The organism is Aeromonas sp. S16(2024) (assembly GCF_041403065.1).
GTDB lineage: Bacteria > Pseudomonadota > Gammaproteobacteria > Enterobacterales > Aeromonadaceae > Aeromonas.
Map to the genome: position 1 here is coordinate 189176 of NZ_JBGLQX010000001.1, position 17754 is coordinate 206929.

General features: G+C 61.3%; 14 protein-coding genes. 4 read left to right on the plus strand and 10 right to left on the minus strand.

What is annotated here, in order from left to right:
• Nucleotides 1-115 precede the first annotated feature (115 nt).
• The 7 genes from ACB030_RS00950 to ACB030_RS00980 all read right to left on the minus strand — a co-directional run bounded on the left by ACB030_RS00950 (nt 116) and on the right by ACB030_RS00980 (nt 7623).
• The gene (locus ACB030_RS00950; RefSeq protein WP_371157283.1) at nt 116-1030 is read right to left on the minus strand and encodes a hydrogen peroxide-inducible genes activator; all 915 of its coding nucleotides are present in this window, start codon (nt 1028-1030) and stop codon (nt 116-118) included.
• 294 nt (nt 1031-1324) lie between these two features.
• On the minus strand, nt 1325-2290 hold the full coding sequence (locus ACB030_RS00955) for an alpha-L-glutamate ligase-like protein (protein ID WP_025326340.1): 966 nt from the start codon (nt 2288-2290) through the stop codon (nt 1325-1327).
• A gap of 3 nt (nt 2291-2293) precedes the next feature.
• The gene (locus ACB030_RS00960; protein WP_106887394.1) at nt 2294-3832 is read right to left on the minus strand and encodes an inactive transglutaminase family protein; all 1539 of its coding nucleotides are present in this window, start codon (nt 3830-3832) and stop codon (nt 2294-2296) included.
• 3 nt (nt 3833-3835) lie between these two features.
• Nucleotides 3836-4594, minus strand: coding sequence for an ATP-dependent zinc protease (locus ACB030_RS00965; protein ID WP_025326342.1), 759 nt, complete (start codon nt 4592-4594; stop codon nt 3836-3838).
• 82 nt (nt 4595-4676) lie between these two features.
• On the minus strand, nt 4677-5654 hold the full coding sequence (gene cmoB, locus ACB030_RS00970) for a tRNA 5-methoxyuridine(34)/uridine 5-oxyacetic acid(34) synthase CmoB (RefSeq protein WP_371157286.1): 978 nt from the start codon (nt 5652-5654) through the stop codon (nt 4677-4679).
• Nucleotides 5651-6391 (minus strand): carboxy-S-adenosyl-L-methionine synthase CmoA, encoded by a 741-nt coding sequence (gene cmoA, locus ACB030_RS00975; protein WP_371157288.1) that lies wholly within the window; start codon nt 6389-6391, stop codon nt 5651-5653. Before cmoA ends, cmoB begins: the two co-directional genes overlap by 4 nt.
• Before the next feature lie 383 nt (nt 6392-6774).
• Nucleotides 6775-7623 carry a DUF72 domain-containing protein gene (locus ACB030_RS00980; RefSeq protein ID WP_205641371.1) on the minus strand — a complete coding sequence of 283 codons (849 nt, stop codon included), beginning with the start codon at nt 7621-7623 and terminating at the stop codon, nt 6775-6777.
• A 431-nt stretch (nt 7624-8054) separates the two neighbouring features.
• On the opposite strand from ACB030_RS00980, the gene aspS reads away from it, so the two are divergent.
• The 3 genes from aspS (at nt 8055) to ACB030_RS00995 (ending at nt 12540) form a co-directional block, all read left to right on the plus strand.
• Nucleotides 8055-9833 carry an aspartate--tRNA ligase gene (gene aspS, locus ACB030_RS00985; protein ID WP_268421414.1) on the plus strand — a complete coding sequence of 593 codons (1779 nt, stop codon included), beginning with the start codon at nt 8055-8057 and terminating at the stop codon, nt 9831-9833.
• A 68-nt stretch (nt 9834-9901) separates the two neighbouring features.
• Nucleotides 9902-10642 carry a YebC/PmpR family DNA-binding transcriptional regulator gene (locus ACB030_RS00990; RefSeq protein WP_371157290.1) on the plus strand — a complete coding sequence of 247 codons (741 nt, stop codon included), beginning with the start codon at nt 9902-9904 and terminating at the stop codon, nt 10640-10642.
• Nucleotides 10643-10914: 272 nt separating this feature from the next.
• Nucleotides 10915-12540, plus strand: a complete 1626-nt coding sequence (locus ACB030_RS00995) for a phosphoethanolamine transferase (protein ID WP_371157292.1) — start codon at nt 10915-10917, stop codon at nt 12538-12540.
• Nucleotides 12541-12799: 259 nt separating this feature from the next.
• Here ACB030_RS00995 and ACB030_RS01000 read toward each other — a convergent pair whose 3' ends face one another.
• Genes ACB030_RS01000 through nagB form a run of 3 tightly spaced genes read right to left on the minus strand, consistent with a single transcriptional unit; the run spans nt 12800 to nt 15974 of the window.
• Nucleotides 12800-14014 carry an ROK family protein gene (locus ACB030_RS01000; RefSeq protein WP_162519201.1) on the minus strand — a complete coding sequence of 405 codons (1215 nt, stop codon included), beginning with the start codon at nt 14012-14014 and terminating at the stop codon, nt 12800-12802.
• A 4-nt stretch (nt 14015-14018) separates the two neighbouring features.
• Nucleotides 14019-15164, minus strand: a complete 1146-nt coding sequence (gene nagA / locus ACB030_RS01005) for an N-acetylglucosamine-6-phosphate deacetylase (protein WP_371157294.1) — start codon at nt 15162-15164, stop codon at nt 14019-14021.
• 9 nt (nt 15165-15173) lie between these two features.
• Nucleotides 15174-15974, minus strand: a complete 801-nt coding sequence (gene nagB / locus ACB030_RS01010; protein WP_205641374.1) for a glucosamine-6-phosphate deaminase — start codon at nt 15972-15974, stop codon at nt 15174-15176.
• A gap of 271 nt (nt 15975-16245) precedes the next feature.
• Here nagB and nagE point away from each other — a divergent pair, with 271 nt between their 5' ends.
• Entirely contained in the window at nt 16246-17700 is a 1455-nt protein-coding gene (gene nagE / locus ACB030_RS01015; RefSeq protein ID WP_371157297.1) for an N-acetylglucosamine-specific PTS transporter subunit IIBC, read from the plus strand.
• The last annotated feature ends 54 nt before the right edge of the window (nt 17701-17754 follow it).

Sequence of the window (17754 nt, forward strand, 5' to 3'; positions counted from 1 at the left end):
CAACTCCTTGATAGGGCACGGGATTCATCATAGACGATGTTCCTGCCTGGAAGCTGAACAGCGATAGCATAAAAACTTGCCGAGGGCAGAGAAAGGGCCCCCGGCAAGCCAGTCGTCACTCCGCCGTCTTGGGGGTTATCAGCGGCGTGAGCAGCTCGGCAATCTTGTAGAAGGTCTGTACCCGGGTGGTGCTGGGGCGCCATACCAGGCCAATCTCCCGATAGGGCTTCTCCCCGGGCAGGGGAATGGCCACCAGATCCGAGTTGTCGAGTATGCCCGCATCTATGGCCATCTGCGGCAGGAAGGTGGTGCCAAGGCCGGCGCCCACCATCTGCACCAGGGTGTGCAGACTGGTGGCGGCGAAGGGGTTGATCTTGCTCTTGTCCCGCAGCCGGCAGGCGCTCACCGCGTGCTCGGTCAGGCAGTGCTCCCGCTCCAGCAGGAAGATGCTCTGATTGGGCAGCTCCTTGTAGTCGAATGGCATGTGCAAAGTGGCAGCCATATCTGACGGCATCACCATATGGAAGGGATCTTGCCCCACCGTCTTGCTGTGAAAGCCGCCTATCTCCACCGGCAGCGCCAGGATCAGCAAGTCGAGCTGCCCCTGCTCCAGCTGCTTGAGCAGATTGGTGGTGGTGTCTTCCCGCAGCAGCAGCTCCAGCTCCGGATAGGCCTTGCCGCACCGCTGCAGCAGTTTGCTGAGCAGGAAGGGGGCTATGGTCGGGATGCAACCCAGGCGGACTGTGCCGTGCATGACGCCCCCCTGCTGCTGGCCGAGCTCCATCAGATCCCGGGCGTCGGAGAGCAGGTTGCGCGCCCGCGCCACTATCTCCATGCCGACCGGCGTCATGATGAAACTCTTGTGGTCACGCTCCACCAGTTGCAGGTTCATCATGTCCTCCAGGGTCTGGATCCCGGTGCTCAGGGTGGACTGGCTGACATGACAGGCCTTGGCGGCGCGATTGAAATTCTTGTGCTCGTCCAGAGCGACCAGATACTGCAGCTGTTTCAGGCTGGGCCAACGTTGCATAGGGGAAACCCGATCGATGCTATCTATTTGATTTGATTAATCTACCATCGAGAGACTGCTTTGTCGCCGAGATTAGGCGCCCTCCTGGCAGGGTCTGTGCTTCGCGGGGTAGGGATAGGCCCGCCATTCCATGCCCGTCGCGGCAACTGCTGCCATGGGAGCTTATCCCCTTGTGCCAGCCCGTTGAAGGGGAGTTGCCATGGGATGTGACGGGGATCGGCCTTCCCCGGCGTGCCCATGGCTGGCCATAAAAAAACGCGCCTGTTGGCGCGTTCTTGCAGGTGTGAGGGCAGGCTATTCGTCGAAGATACCGAAGTGATCCTTGGCGAAGTTGACCCGCTGCTCCACGTTCATCTTGACCTGACCCAGCTTCTCTATGGTCTTGAGGTTGGGCACCAGGCCGCGACCGTTGGCTATCTGGATGGCGAGACCGGGGCGGGCGTTGAGCTCCAGCAGCATGGGGCCGCGGAACTTGTCGAGCACCATGTCTGTGCCGATGTAGCCCAGACCCGACATCTCGTAGCAGGAGGCGGCCAGGGTCAGCAGGGTATCCCAGTGGGGCACCTTGAGATCGTAGAGATCCAGGCCGGTGTCCGGGTGGTGGCGCAGCGGGTTGCCAAACTGCACCGCCCGGAGGGCACGACCGGTGCGCAGGCACAGACCCACCCCTACTGCGCCCTGGTGCAGGTTCGCCTTGCCGTCCGAGGCAGAGGTGGAGAGGCGCATCATGGCCATCACGGGGAAGCCCTTGAAGATGATCACCCGGGCATCGGGGACCCCTTCGAAGGAGTAGCCGTCGAAGACGTCATCGAAGTTGATGAGGCCTTCCACCAGCGCCACGTCGGGCTTGCCGCCAAGGGAATAGAGGCCCGCCAGTATGTTGGAGACATGACGCTCCAGATCCTGGCCGTTGCAGGCGCTGCCGTTGGGCTTGTAGAAGCTGCCCTCTTCCTGGCGCAGGATCACCAGTATCCCCTTGCCCCCCGAGCCGCGGGCCGGCTTGATGCAGAAGCCCGGCCAATCCTTGACCAGCTCGGTGATGCGGGTCACGTCGTGCTGCTCGCGGATGGTGCCGATGAGTTCGGGCACCGTCACCCCCGCATCCAGCGCTATGCGCTTGGTCTTGAGCTTGTCATCCACCAGCGGGTAGAGACGACGCGGGTTGTAGCGGCTGATGTAGGAGTGGTTGCGTTTGTTCATGCCGAGGATGCCTGCTTGCGACAGGCTCCACGGGCTGGTGTATTTCTGCCAGAACCACATCTGTTACTTGTCCTTACCCGGGGTGGCACCGGACTTCATTTCGTCCACCAGCGGCTTGAAGCGCTTGAGCTCGCTCAGCTTGTAGCCGGTGTAGTTACCCATCACCAGCACGGTCGCCATCAGCACCAGTTGCAGGCCGAGGAAGTTGAAGGTGAGGTGACGAATGAGCTCGTTGTCCATGGCCAGGTAGGCGATGACCGCCACCAGCAGGGAGCCGCCACCCTGACGGAACACCTCTTTCGGGCCCTCTTCTTCCCACAGGATGGACATCCGCTCAATGGTCCAGGAGAGGATGATCATCGGGAAGAAGGTGATCTTCATGCCGTCGGTCAGCCCCAGCTTGAAGGCAAAGGCCGAGAAGATACCGATCATCGAGATCACCATGATGATGATCGCCGATATTCGGGCCACCAGCAGCAGGTTGAGCCTTGAGAGGTAGGAGCGGATCACCAGGCCGGTGCCGACGATCAGCAGGAAGCCGATGAGACCGGTGACCAGGGAGGTCTGGATGAAGGCGACCGCGATCAGCACCGGCATGAAGGTGCCGGAGGTCTTGATCCCCACCAGTACCCGCAGGAACACCACCATCAGCACGCCGATGGGGATCAGCAGCAGTCCCTTGAACAGGGCCTGCTCTTCCAGCGGCAGGCTGTGGATGGAGAAGTTCATCATCTCGGACTTCTCGAACTTCTGCGCCAGGGCCACGTTGACCGGTTGCTCCTGCTCGATCATCGAGAAGGTGACGCGGGAGTTGTGACCGCCGGTGACGTCCAGCAGGGCGCCGGAGTTGTATTCCCACAGCAGCAGGTTACCCGGTTGTCCCTGTTCGCCGGTTTGCGGGTTGAACAGCTTGTAGTCGGTCGGGCTGTTGAACACCTGCAGGTAGTCCACCAGCTCCTGACGACGGCGACCGTCTTCCAGGCTCAGGGCGTGCACCACGCGTGCCGGCACCTCGGCGTTGTTGAGCAGCTCGGCAATCAGGCTGGCGCGGCTCTTGTGGGATTTGAGCAGCTCGGCGTTCTGTTCCTGCTTCTCGATCTCCTTGATGATCTCGCGAGTCAGGGTGTAGCCGTCGGCGGAACGCTCCTGGGCGCGCTCGAGGATCTGCTTCATCGCGGTGGCGTAGGGCTCACTCTCGATCTGCTTCTCGATGGCGGGCGGCAGGGGGTTGGCGGCGGGCTTGGCATGGGCATCCGCCATCATGTCGACCCGGTAGTAGAGCTCCTGGCGGCCAGAGGCGCTGCGGATGGACCACTCGGCGCGGGCATCCCCGTCTTTTTCCACAAACGACAGGCCGTAGCCTGGGCTGGCGGCATTCTCGTTCATCAGGGTGAAGCCGGGCTGGGTGCCCGGAATGGCCAGGGAGGCGATCACCGGCTCGCCGGTCGCCTCGAACTCGAGCTTGGCTTCGATAGACCAGATCTGACGTTTTTCACCGGGCGTGAGGGGCACGTCCAGGGCGACATGGTGATAAAACGTCATTCCCAGGCCGACAATGAACAGCAGGGCGACCAGCAGATAGAACGGCTTACGGGAAACCATGGATTATTTTACATCCTTGAGCTTGGGTTTTGGTTGGATATACTCGCGGGCCACGTCGACCACGGCGATGTCTTTCAAGAATTCACGGCCCAGCAGCACGGGGAAGGTCATGTCGCTGCGATCTTTGAGGGTAAACTCGGCCTTCTCGGTCATGTCGCCGATGCGCACTGTGAGACGCACCACGGGACGGCGGTCGAGGTCGTCGGCAGAGGCCTGACGCACCCGCACGTGACGCACCAGGGGCGCCTCGATCTGGATCTTGTCGTCCATCTCCTGGTGGCTCAGGAAGAAGCGCACCCAGTTCTTGCCGTTGCGCTCGAAGATGGTGATCTCCTGGGCGCTGATGGAGGAGGTGGTGGCGCCGGTATCGACCCGTGCCTGGAAGGCATCGTTGGCGGCATCGACCCAGATCCACTCGGCTTCACCCACCAGCAGCTTGCCGTCGACCGTGTGGCCCTGGCTCGGGGCCGGGCACTTCTCGGTCGGGATGGCCATGGGTTTGGGGGGCTCGGGTGGCAGGGTAGCCAGCTTGCTGTCGACTTTCTTCACGGACTCTTTCATGTTGGTGACATCGGTGTTGAGCTGAACCAGCAGGTGCTGTTGCTGCACATACTGCTTCTGTTGCTGTTCCATGGATGTTTGCAGGCGTTGTTCGCTCAACGAGATCTCGTTGCGCAGCTCCGCCAGCGTCAGGGTCGGGACAGGGGGCGCTTTTTCCATACTGACACACCCGCCGAGACTGAGCAGGGAGAGCAGGGTCATTCCTTTTAATTTGCTTTTCATGTCATTCATTTAACTGTGCTTCCTGGAATTGGGTCAGTGTAACTTCCACAGCCGCCATCGGCTAGTCTTTGGCCTTTCTGGCGATCAGTACGGCACGCTTGGGTGCCGGGTATCCTTCGACCGTGAGTGCAGGATCATCGGGATCCAGATAGTCACTCAGGGACTCGTTAATCATCCAGTCGGTACGACGCTGTTCGTCGGTACTGGTCATATTCTCGTCCACGATTCGCACGTCGCTAAACCCGCAGCGCTCGACCCACAGCTTGAGGGCCGCGCTTGAGGGGATGAACCAGACGTTGCGCATCTTGCCGTAGCGATCGCTGGGCACCAGCACGTCGTTGACACCGCCGTCGATCACCAGGGTCTCCAGCACCAGCTCCCCATCGTCTTTGAGCTGATTGCGCAGCTGTTCGATGTGTTCGATGGGGGACTTGCGATGATAGAGCACCCCCATGGAGAAGACGGTGTCAAAGGCCCGCAGCTCAGGGAGCTCCTGGATGCCGAGCGGCAGCAGGTGGGCGCGCTGATCGTTGCCTGCGAAGTGGCGAATGGCCTCGAACTGGCAGAGGAAGAGCGGGCTTGGGTCAATGCCGACCGCGAGTTTGGCCCCTTCCCCCACCATGCGCCAGAGGTGGTAGCCGCTGCCGCAGCCGACATCCAGCACGTAACGCCCTGCGAGCGGACTGATATGGGGCAGCACCCGATCCCACTTCCAGTCGGAGCGCCACTCGGTGTCGATGTGGATGCCGTGTACGGTAAAAGGCCCCTTGCGCCAGGGCATGAAGTGGCGCAGCAGGCTCTCGGTCTTCTTGCGCTCCCCCTCGTTCATGCTCTCAAGGCTGCCGATCTCGACCCGGCTTTTCAGCTCGATCTCGCCGGGGGCGACGACGGGCAGCTTGTTGAGGGCGCGGTTCCAGCGCGGCAGATCCCCGTGCAGGTTGTCGTGCTGCCAGGCGTGCAGCTGGGCGGGCAGGGTGTGCAGCCAGTGGCTCAGCCGGTTCTTGGCGATCAGTTGATAAAAGTTGGCGAAATCGATCATGGCTGGGCGTCGCTTGATTTGATGGCAATCATGGAGCCGAAGTTGAAGCACTGGAACCAGAGATCCTGATGGGTGAAACCGGCGTCCCGCAGGCGGGCACGGTGGGTCTCCAGGCTGTCGGTGCGCATCACGTTCTCCAGCGCCGTGCGCTTCTGGCTTATCTCCAGCTCGCTGTAGCCGTTGGCCCGCTTGAAGTCCAGATGCAAGTCGATGAGCAGCGCGTTGACCTGCTCGTCCTCGAAACGGAACTTCTCGCTCAGGATGAGGATGCCACCGGGGCGCAGGCCGTCATGGATGCGCGCGATGAGGGCGGCGCGTTTCTCGGGGGCGACGAACTGCAGGGTGAAGTTGAGCACCACCACTGAGGCGTTCTCGATGGCGATGTCGCAGATGTCCGCCTCCACCAGCTCCACCGGCACCTCGGACTTGAAGCCCGAAAGGTGGGCGCGGGCGCGCTCTATCATGGGGTGGGAGAGATCCACCGCCGTGATCTGGCAGCCCGGCTGGTTGACATGGCGGCGCATCGCCTGGGTCGCGGCGCCGAGGGAGCAGCCGAGATCGTACAGGCGGCTCTGGGGCTGGGCGTAGCGGGCGGCCATCATGCCGATGGCGGAGATGATGTTGCTGTAACCCGGCACGGATCGCTGGATCATGTCGGGGAAGACATCGACGACCTGTTCGTCAAAGCAAAAGTCCCCCAATTGGGCGATGGGGGCGGCAAAAATCTGATCGTGCATGCTGGCGCAACCTGACAGCCGGTGCGCGAACCGGCTGTGTGTTCAATGGAGTCGTTGGGTGACGCCCGTCCGGGTCGTCACCGGTTTACGAACGGGGTGGCTGGCCTTGAGATCCTTCGGGCCCGCCCTGTTCGCAATGGACCATCATCCTGGTCCTTTATGGGGATGAGCCGTCTGCGGCAGGTGTTGCCATGGACAGCGGTCAGAGCCCTTTACCGGGAGCCGGACGGTCGCCTGCAACACTATGCAATGGCGGGCGTCCGGGTCCTTGCTTGGGGCGGTAGTGTAGAGGAAAGGTGGGCGTTTGTCTTGACGCCGAGCCCAGTGGGGCCACAAAAAAACGGCTTTTTTTAGCGGTGAAACAGGGGCGGAGAAGGGAGCGGCTAAAAGGGCAGCAGGCCCTGGCGCGCGCGATCGTTTTCCCCCGGCCAGGGGGCCATCTCCTGACCGAGCAACTGACTGACCTGACGGGCCAGTTCGGGGGCCCGGGCGTTGTCGGCGGTATGGATAAAGAGGTAGAGATCCTTCCCCTCTGCCAGCCATTGTTTCCAACGGGGCAACCAGGATGGCAAAAAGGGGTAATTGTCCTCGATTTGAGGAAGGCCGATGAGGCGCACCACCGGACTGTTGGCCGTGGCGAGCAGGTGCACCGGGAGCCTCGGCTTCTTGCCCTGGGCATCGACGAGGGCCGGCGTAGTGGCGGGCACCGAGAAGAGCGGCCGGCTGTCGAGCATGATGCGGTTGATGCCCCTGTCCATCAGCAGGCGGTTCAGGGCCCGCTCCGCCTCCCCCTTGGCGAAGAAGTCGGGGTGGCGCACCTCCAGGGCATAGGTGAAATCCGGCGGCAGGCTCTCGAAGAAGGCGGCGAGGCGCGGCAGGCCGGCGGGGCCGAAGCGGGCGGGCAGTTGCAGCTTGAGCAGCCCCAGTTGCCCGTGCAGGGGGGCCAGCAGGGCGATGAAGGCCGCCACCTGCTTGCCGGCGCCCACCAGATCGCTCTGATGGCTGATCTCTTTCGGAAACTTGAAGCTGAAGCGAAACTGGGGCGGCACCGCATCGGCCCAGCGGCGCACCGTGTCCGGGGTGGGGGAGGCGTAGAAGGTGGTGTTGCCCTCCACCGTATTGAACACCCGGGCATAGTGGGCGAGATGCTCGGCGGGCCTGGCGCCCACCCCCAGCAACTGGCCGGGCCAGGCCGGGTGTGACCACTGGGGCAGACCCAAATAGAGGCTCATGTCGGTTCCTGTCTGCGGATTAATGCTGTTTTGCTCCCCTTTTTGCGCCAGGACAACAAAAAACAGGGCAAAGGAGGCTGCGGGCCATTTTACCCAAATGGGGGTTTTCCTCTATAATGCCAGCCCTTTTGTTTGCCAAATCGTTGTGACTCACGGGGTTGTGCGCCTAAGGTGGCGATGATCTAAGTCACAAGGTTGCCAGACAACGACGCTTGCCGATGTTCTCGCCTCGCGCGTCGACCCCTCAGGGGCCACTCGGCGCGAGCCGGCATTGGCGGCAAGTATCCGGCTCGGGGAGCCGGATGATATGAGACTGATTTCAAACCGGGTAAGAATCCGAATCTGGCCAGCTGTGAGACAGACGGTGCTTGCCAGTCGTGCCCGGCGACCCAAGGTGAACCGTCTCTCTACCATTTCGAAGGAAGAAGTCCATGCGCTCTATCTATTGCGGACAGGTCAATGAGGCCCATGCCGGGCAGACCATTACATTGTGCGGTTGGGTCCACCGTCGTCGCGATCTCGGCGGCCTCATCTTTATCGACATGCGCGACCGGGAAGGGATCGTGCAAGTCTTCTTCGACCCGGACAAGCCGGACGCCTTCGCCCTGGCCTCCGAGCTGCGCGGCGAGTTCTGCATCCAGGTGACCGGCGTGGTGCGTACCCGTCCGGACTCCCAGCGCAACAGCGACATGGCCACAGGCGCCATCGAAGTGTTCGCCCACGAGCTCACCATCATCAACCGTGCCGAGCCGCTGCCGCTGGACTTCAATCAGGTCAACAGCGAAGAGATCAGCCTCAAGTATCGCTATCTGGACCTGCGTCGCCCCGAGATGGCCAAGTACCTGAAGACCCGTGCCAAGGCCAGCGCCTTCGTGCGTCGCTTCATGGACGAACAGGGCTTCCTCGACATCGAGACCCCCATGCTGACCAAGGCGACCCCGGAAGGGGCCCGTGACTACCTGGTGCCGAGCCGGGTGCACAAGGGCAAGTTCTACGCCCTGCCGCAGTCCCCGCAGCTGTTCAAGCAGTTGCTGATGATGTCCGGCTTCGATCGCTACTACCAGATCGTCAAGTGCTTCCGCGACGAGGACCTGCGTGCCGACCGCCAGCCGGAATTCACCCAGATCGACGTGGAGACCTCCTTCATGACTGCGCCCCAGGTGCGTGAAATCATGGAAGAGATGATCCGCAAGCTCTGGCTGCACATCCTGAACGTGGATCTCGGTGACTTCCCCATCATGACCTTCGACGAGGCCATGCGCCGCTTCGGCTCCGACAAGCCGGATCTGCGCCTGCCCATGGAGCTGGTGGATGTGGCAGACCTCTTGACCGCCGTCGAGTTCGCCGTGTTCGCCGGTCCTGCCAACGACCCCAAAGGCCGCGTGGCAGCCCTGAAAGTCCCGGGCGGCGCCGAGCTCTCTCGCAAGCAGATCGACGAATACACCAAGTTCGTCGGCATCTATGGTGCCAAGGGCCTCGCCTGGATGAAGGTCAACGAAGCCGCTAATGGCATCGAGGGCGTGCAGTCTCCGGTTGCCAAGTTCCTCACCGACGAGATAGTGCGCGAGATCCTGGCCCGCACCGGCGCCGCCGATGGCGACATCCTGTTCTTCGGCGCTGACTCCAAGAAGGTGGTGTGCGACGCCATGGGCGCCCTGCGCCTGAAGGTGGGCCGCGATCTGGGTCTGGTGGAGAACGTCTGGAAGCCGCTCTGGGTGATCGACTTCCCCATGTTCGAGGAAGATGGCGAAGGTGGCCTGGCTGCCATGCACCACCCCTTCACCGCCCCGAGCAACCTGGGCCCGGCCGAGCTCAAGGCCAACCCCCTGGGTGCCTATGCCAACGCCTACGACATGGTGATCAACGGCTACGAAGTGGGCGGCGGTTCTGTGCGTATCCACAACAGCGAGATGCAGTCCACCGTGTTCGACATCCTGGGGATCACCCCGGACGAACAGCGTCTGAAGTTCGGCTTCCTGCTGGATGCCCTGAAATACGGTACCCCGCCCCACGCCGGTCTGGCCTTCGGCCTGGACCGCCTCAGCATGCTGCTGACCGGTACCGACAACATCCGGGACGTGATCGCCTTCCCGAAAACCACGGCAGCGGCCTGCCTGATGACGGATGCTCCCAGCTTCGCCAACCAGGCCCAGCTGACCGAGCTGGCCATCGCCACCGTTGCCAAGGCCGATGCCAAGGCTGACGCCTGAGAAGATTGAAGAACGGGTCGCCATGCGACCCGTATCCCATTGATTTCAAATTATAACGGAGAGTTTTTATGGCAGGTCACAGCAAATGGGCCAACATCAAACACCGCAAGGCGGCGCAAGACGCCAAGCGTGGCAAGATCTTCACCAAGCTGATCCGCGAAATCACCACCTCGGCTCGCCTCGGTGACGCTGATCCCGCCAACAACCCGCGCCTGCGCGCGGCGGTAGCGGCTGCCCTGACCGGCAACATGACCCGCGACACCATCAACCGTGCCATCCAGCGCGGCGCCGGTGGTGGCGATGGCGAGCAGCTCGAAACCATCGTCTACGAAGGTTACGGCCCGGCGGGCTCCGCCGTCATGGTGGAGTGCCTGACCGACAACCGTAACCGCACCGTGGCCGAAGTGCGTCACGCCTTCAGCAAGTGCGGCGGCAACCTGGGCACCGACGGCTCGGTGGCCTACCTGTTCAGCAAGAAGGGTCTGCTGACCTTCGTGGGCGTGGACGAAGATGCCCTGATGGACGCGGCCCTGGAAGCGGGTGCCGATGATGTTGTCACCGAAGAGGATGGCTCCATCGAGGTCTACACCACCCCGAACGATTTCGGCACAGTGCTCGATGGCCTGGAAGCCGCCGGCTTCAAGCCCCAGAGCGCCGAAGTGACCATGATAGCTTCCACCGAAGCCGAGCTGGATGCCGAAACCGCCCCCAAGCTGATGCGCCTCATCGACATGCTGGAAGACCTGGACGACGTGCAGGAGGTCTACCACAACGGCTCCATCTCCGACGAAGTGGCCGCGCTGCTCTGATCGCACAGCTTCTAGCCCCTGACTGGGGATAAACACCAGACGGCAGCCTAAGGCTGCCGTTTTTTTATCTCACTGACTCTTCTTTGGCGCCATTTCCTTCGCTGTGCCTTCCTTAATTCCCGCTTAAGTTTGCCTTCCTACTCTCTCCTTGCATCCGGGCCGCTGTGCCCATCACCACCTTGTCTGCTCGGGAAGAGAGACGGGTGGCAGGGATGCCCACAACGGAGTCCCCATGCAGGGTCTCCAGATCACTGGTTTGTCGGAGTCTTCTTATGCGCCTCACTCTGGGAGTGATGAAGGTCAATCTGTTGCTGGTGCTGCTGTTTGCACTGGTGTTCAACTGGCCCATTTTCCTGCACTTTTACCGTATTCTCAGCGCCCTCGAGCACGTCAAGGCGGGTTTTGCCCTCTCTATCCCCCTGGTGCTGGTCGCCGCCCTCAATGCGGTCTTCCTGCCGTTCACCTTCCGCTATCTGCTCAAGCCCTTCTTCACCTTCCTGATCGTCACCGCCTCCCTGGTCAGCTACGCCATGCTCAAATACGGCATCATCTTCGATGTGGGCATGGTGCAGAACATACTCGAAACCAACAGCGGGGAGGCCACTTCCTACCTCAATGGTTCAGTGGTGCTCTGGTTCCTGCTGACCGCCGTGCTGCCGGTGCTTGGCCTCTTGTGGCTGAAGATCGAATACCCAACCCCCTGGTACAAGGGGCTGGCCCAGCGTCTGGCGGGGATCGCCCTCTCCCTGTTGTTCCTGGTCGGCGTCGCCGCCCTCTATTACCAGGATTACGCCTCGGTCGGGCGCAACAACCATACCATCGTCAAAGAGATAGTCCCCTCCAACTACGTGCGCGGTCTCTATCGCTACGCCCGGGATATTCTCTTCGCCACCCCTGTCCCTTATCAGCCGATAGGCACAGATGCCAGGGTGGTGGACAAGGGCGGCAAGCCGACCCTGATGTTCCTGGTGGTGGGGGAGACGGCCCGCAGCCAGAACTACTCCCTCAACGGCTACCAGAAGCAGACCAACGGCTTCACCATGAAGGAGCCGGATCTCGTCTCCTTCAGGGACGTGCGCTCCTGTGGCACCGCCACCGCGGTTTCCGTGCCCTGCATGTTCTCCAACCTCACGCGCCGGGAATATGACGAGACCCTGGCCAAGTCCAGGGACGGCCTGCTGGATGTGCTGCAGCACGCCGGTGTCTCCGTGCTGTGGAAGGAGAACGACGGCGGCTGCAAGGGGGTGTGCAATAACGTGCCCACCCTGGAGATCGAACCCAAGGCCTTCCCCCAATACTGTGAAGGGGATTCCTGCTATGACGAGGTCTTGCTGCAGGGGCTGGATCAACAGATCGCCGGGATGAAGGGCAAGCAGGGCAGCAAGCTGGTGGCCTTCCACCTGATGGGCAGCCATGGCCCGACCTACTATCGCCGCTATCCGGCCGGGGATCGCGTCTTCCTGCCGGACTGCCCGCGCAGCGACATCGAGAACTGCAGCAACGAGGAGCTGGTCAATACCTATGACAACACCATCCGCTATACCGACAAGGTGCTGTCCCAGCTTATCGCCAAGCTCAAGACCCTGGAGAGCCAGTACAACGTGGGGCTGGTCTACCTGTCGGATCACGGGGAATCCCTGGGGGCGCTGGGGCTCTACCTGCACGGCACCCCCTACAAGTTTGCCCCGGACGACCAGACCCGGGTGCCCCTGCTGACCTGGCTCTCTCCCCAGTTGCAGCGGGATCGCGGGCTCAATCAGGATTGCCTGCGCCAGGAGGCGGGCAGCAAGCGCTTCTCCCACGACAACTTGTTCCACTCGATGCTGGGCATCATGGACGTGCAGACCCAGGTCTATGACGGCAAGCTTGACCTGTTCAAGCTCTGCCGGGCGGGGTGAGTCAGGCTAACCGAACGCGACAGCCTGTTGCCCCGCACCATGCTGGGCATCATGGATGTGCAGACCCAGGTCTATGACGGCGCGCTTGATCTGTTCAAGCCGTGTAGGGCGGGGTGAGTCACCGCGTCCGATTACGCCGCTACGCGGCTAATCGAACCTACGCTCTGTTCAAGCCCTGTAGGGCGGGTAAACCGGCGAAAACAGACCATAAAAAACGGCAGCCACTGGCTGCCGTTTTTGTTTCCCAAGGCTTGGGCCTTTACTTCTGCTCCATGATGATCTGCAGCAGATCCCCTTCCAGCAGGGAGCGCTTCACCAGGGCGAAACCACCTATGGTGGGCTGGTTCTGGAAACGCGCCTTCACGATGGGCAGGCCACGGTGGAAGCTCGGCAGGGACTGGTGCTCGACGCAGCGACGGATGGCCGGGATAAGTATCTCCTCGGCGGCGGTGATTTCGCCGGCGATCAGCACCTTCTGCGGGTTGAACAGGTTGACCGTGATGGCGATGGCCCGGCCCAGGTGTTCTCCCACGTTCTCGATCACGCTGCGGGCCAGTTCATCACCGGCCACGGCGGCCTTGCACACCTCCTGGATGGTGATGTGCTTCTCCTGCAGCGAGCTCAGGTGGCCGCGGCTGATGAGCTCCTTCACCTTGTCGACGATGGCCTCGTTGGAGGCGATGGTCTCGAGGCAGCCGAAGTTGCCGCAGTGGCAGCGCTTGCCGAGGGGTTCGACCTGGATGTGGCCTATCTCGCCGACGTTGCGGTTATGACCGAGGAATACCTGCCCCTTGGTGATGATGCCGGAGCCGGTGCCCTGGTGGACGCTCACCAGGATGGAGTCCATGCAGTCGCGGGACTCGCCGAAGAAGTGCTCAGCCAGCGCCAGGGAACGGGTGTCGTTGCCCACGTAGCAGGGGAGGTTGAAATGGTGCTCCAGCAGCTTGGCGAGCCCCAGGTTGCGGATCTGGTAGGTGGGGGTATAGATGACCATGCCGGATTCCGGATTGACCAGACCCGGCATGGTGAGCGCTATGCTGATGAGGTTGCGGCTGCGCTCGGTATTGGCGTCGATGAAGGCGCCAATCTCCCGCAGCAGCATGTCGACCACGGGCTGTTGCTCTATCTCTGTCACCTGGGTGATGTGCTGATCGAGCTCCTTGCCGTCGAGATCATACAGGGAGAGCTGCAGATAGCCGCGGCCAAGCTTGGCGGAGACAAACTGAAAGCGATGCTTGATGGTGGTCAGGGAGATGGCGCGTCGTCCGCCGGTTGACGCCTGGGGCGACGTCTCCCTGATCAGCCCATGCTCGATCAGTTGCCGGGTTATCTTGGTCACGCTGGCCGGGGCCAGCTGACTCAACTCGGCAATTTTGACCCGCGAGATGGGCCCTTGCAGGTCAATGAGTCGATAGACGACGGCACTGTTCACCTGCTTGATAAGATCTACGTTTGCTATTTGTCCGCCAGTCATAGTGTCACTGTGTTGTGTAGTGTCCGTTAACCACGGTCCCGCAGACCGTGAAGGCCTGATCAAAGACGGTGAGGTTGGCAATTTTTCCGACCTGGATACTACCGAGACGTGAGTCCCATCCAATGGCGCGAGCGGGATAAAGGGTGGCCATTCTCAGTGCTTCATCGAGCGGTAATCCGACCTGTTTGACCAGATTCTCCACCCCTTCAATCATGGTGAGGGCAGAGCCGCCGAGTGTACCATTCTCATCGACGCACTGACCATCGCGGAAATAGACGGTTGCGCCACAAAAATCAAACTGCTCAAAGCCTTCCGGTGCACCCGCCGCGGCGGTGGCATCGGTGACCAGCACCAGTTTCTCGCCGAGGATCCTGTGTGCCAGGCGCACGTTGGCCCAGTGCACGTGGTGACCGTCGACGATGATGCCCGCATAGACATCCTTGCGATCGTAGATGGCGCCCACCACGCCCGGCTCGCGACCGTTCAGGGTCGGGGTCATGGCGTTGTAGAGGTGGGTGGCAAAGCGCATGCCGTTGTCAAACCCGGCCATGGCCTGGTCATAGCTGGCGGCGGTATGACCGGCGGAGACCAGGATGCCGGCCTCCACCAGGCGACGGATGTGTTCCGGCTTGTTGCGCTCCGGCGCCAGGGTGATCTTGGCGATGGCGTCGCTGTTGGCGCAGAAGAAATCGATCATCTCGTCGACGGGCTGACGGATCTGCTCGGCCGGGTGTATGCCCTTGCGCTTGAGGTTGGTGTAGGGCCCTTCCAGATGGACGCCCAGCACCTCGTTCGGACGGGCGGCCATGTAGTCGCGGGTCACCGCCACCGCCAGCTTCATGTCTGCATCCGGACTGGTGATCAGGGTCGGCAGGAAGCTGGTGGTACCGGACTTGAGGTTGGCCGCCTGCATGGTGGCCAGGGTCTCTGTAGTGATGTGACCGTTGAACATGACGCCGCCGCAGCCGTTGAGTTGCACGTCGATGAAGCCGGCGCTGAGGTTGGCGCCCTTGAGGTCAATCTGTTCAATATCCGCTGGCAGCTCGGCCAGGTGGGAGATGGCGACAATCTTGTCGCCTTCGATCAGTACGCCGTGGCCGGTCAGCACACAGCTGCCGGTATAGAGGGTGCAATTAGTCAGTGCGTACATGACGGCTCCTTACAGACGGTCGATGTTGGCGGCTTCCAGCTGCTGGAAGTAACGGACCGTCTTGACTTTCAGCTCCATGGTGGAGGGCTCGTCGCACACCATCATGCCCTTGGGATGCAGCTGCAGGGTGGAGATGGTCCACATGTGGTTGACGCTGCCTTCCACCGCGGCCTGCAGGGCCAGGGCCTTGGCGTGGCCGGTCACCAGGATCATGATCTCTTCGGCATCCATCAGGGTGCCCACGCCCACGGTCAGCGCCAGCTTGGGCACCTGCTCCATGTCGCCACCGAAGAAGCGGGAGTTGGCGATGCGGGTATCCTCGGTCAGGGTCTTGACCCGGGTACGGGAGGCGAGGGAGGAGGCCGGCTCGTTGAAGGCGATGTGGCCGTCGTTGCCGACGCCGCCCATGAAGAGGTGGATCCTGCCGTAGGACTTGATCTTGTCTTCATAACGCTTGCACTCGGCCACCAGATCCTCGGCATTGCCGTTGAGGATGTTGATGTTTTCCGGGCGAATGTCGACGTGATTGAAGAAGTTGTTGTACATGAAGCTGTGGTAGCTCTCGGGGTGCTCCTTGGGCAGGCCCACGTACTCATCCATGTTGAAGGTCACCACGTGCTGGAAGCTCACCTCGCCGGCCTTGTGCAGCTCGATCAGGCGCTTGTAGGTCGTCAGCGGCGTGCCACCGGTGGGCAGGCCCAGCACGAAGGGGCGGTCGGCTGTCGGTTTGAACGCATTGATGCGGTCAACGATGTAACGGGCAGACCAGAGACCCACCTGGCTGGCAGACTTCAACGGGATCAGGCGCATTTTCTATACCTCAGTACGGTTGCCGCACAGGATTGACGGCAAGGGACCAAACACGGATTCAAGTTGTTTTATAGCGTAAATAAAGATTGCGAACTAAGCCACATCTATCCGCTACCTTTATCTCTGTTGAGTGATAATGATCACGAAAGCTGGTTTATTAATTTGCGCAGCGAAATAAAACCCATAGACTGCCAATCAAGCCTTGATGGCTTATGCGTCAAACGTGATAAGCACTTAATTTCTAGAAAAACATCAACTAAGGAGAGGAACCGTGAACATTCTCGGTTATTTGCAAAAGATCGGCCGTGCCCTGATGGTGCCGGTAGCGGTATTGCCTGCCGCAGCGATCCTGATGGGGATTGGCTATTGGATTGACCCGAACGGCTGGGGCGGTGGAAGTCCGGTCGCTGCCTTCCTGATCAAGGCGGGTGCCGCCATCATCGACAGCATGCCCGTGCTGTTTGCCGTGGGTGTCGCCTATGGCATGTCCAAGGATAAAGACGGTTCCGCCGCGCTGGCCGGTCTGGTCGGCTTCCTGGTGGTCACCACCCTGCTGAGCCCGGGCGCCGTTGCCCAGATCAAGGGTATCCCGGCCGACCAGGTGCCGGCAGCCTTTGCCAAGATCAGCAACCAGTTCGTCGGCATCCTCTGTGGTGTCATCGCGGCTGAGCTGTACAACCGCTTCAGCAGCGTCGAGCTGCACAAGGCGCTGGCCTTCTTCTCCGGCCGTCGTCTGGTACCCATCGTGACCTCAGTTGTCATGATCGTGGTCTCCTTCATCCTGATGGCCGTCTGGCCGGTTATCTATGGTGGCCTGGTAAACTTCGGTGAATCCATCGTCAGCATGGGCTCCACCGGTGCCGGTATCTACGCCTTCTTCAACCGTCTGCTGATCCCGGTCGGTCTGCACCACGCCCTGAACTCTGTGTTCTGGTTCGACGTGGCCGGCATCAACGACATCCCGAACTTCCTGGGTGGCCAATCCTCCATCGACGCCGGCAAGGCTGTCGTGGGCGTGACCGGCATGTACCAGGCTGGCTTCTTCCCCATCATGATGTTCGGTCTGCCGGGTGCGGCACTGGCCATCTACCACAGCGCGAAGAAAGAGAACAAAGAGAAAGTTGCCTCCATCATGATCGCAGCCGCCTTTGCCGCCTTCTTCACCGGGGTGACCGAGCCGCTCGAGTTCTCCTTCATGTTCGTGGCGCCTGTGCTCTATGTCATCCACGCCCTGCTGACCGGCCTGTCCGTGTTCATCGCCTCCAGCATGCACTGGATCGCCGGTTTCGGTTTCAGTGCCGGTCTGGTGGATATGGTGCTCTCCAGCCGCAACCCGCTGGCGACCCAGTGGTACATGCTGCTGGTACAAGGCCTGGTGTTCTTCGGTCTCTACTACGCCATCTTCCGTGCCGTGATCGTCAAGTTCAACCTGAAAACCCCGGGTCGTGAAGATGACGAAGCCGTGCCGGTACAGGCCCAGACCACCGACCGCACCGAGCTGGCTCGCCAGTATCTGGAAGTGCTGGGTGGCCAGGAGAACCTGGTGACCATAGATGCCTGCATCACCCGTCTGCGTCTGACCCTGAAAGATCGCAGCATCGTCGATGAGCGCAAGCTCAAAGCCCTGGGCGCGGCCGGTGTGGTCAAGCTCGGTGAGCAGAACCTGCAGGTGATTCTGGGCCCCTTGGCCGAAATCATCGCCGGTGAGATGAAAGCCCTGCGTTAATCGAGCGACTCGCTCACCTCAAGTCTAAGTCCATTGTTGACATAACTAAGGGCC